This window comes from Corallococcus aberystwythensis, assembly GCF_003612165.1.
In the GTDB taxonomy this organism is placed as follows: Bacteria; Myxococcota; Myxococcia; order Myxococcales; family Myxococcaceae; genus Corallococcus; species Corallococcus aberystwythensis.
The window spans coordinates 1-388 of sequence record NZ_RAWK01000620.1; the positions used below are offsets into that span (position 1 = coordinate 1).

Below are 388 nucleotides of genomic sequence, written 5' to 3' on the forward strand. Positions count from 1 at the left end.
CCCCAGGCCTCCCCATTGGAAGTCCCGGTGCCCGCCGTCCGGCCGGGGCTGCCCGAAGGACTCCGCGCGCTGGGGCTCCTCGCGCTGGCGCTGGTGCCGTGCGTCCTCGCGGTGCGCGAACTGGGGCGCATCCACCCGGACGAGGTGTTCCAGGCCCTGGAGCCCGCGTACTGGCGCGTGCACGGCTACGGCGTGCTGGCCTGGGAGTGGCGCGAGGGCCTGCGCAACTGGGCCGTCCCGGGCGTGCTGGCGGCGTTCCTCAAGCTGGCGCACGGCTTCGGCATCACCGACCCGCGCGTCTACCGGGGCGTGGTGGCGCTGCCCCAGTTCGCCCTCCACGCCTGGAGCCTGTGGGCCGTCCACCGCTTCGCCGAGCGCAGGGCGGGCC

Annotated in this window: 1 pseudogene; it reads left to right on the forward strand. The window is 76.0% G+C overall.

Annotated features, from left to right (window positions below):
• Positions 1 to 15: 15 nt before the first annotated feature.
• A pseudogene (locus D7W81_RS41765) lies at positions 16 to 388 on the forward strand (mannosyltransferase); the annotation flags it as partial.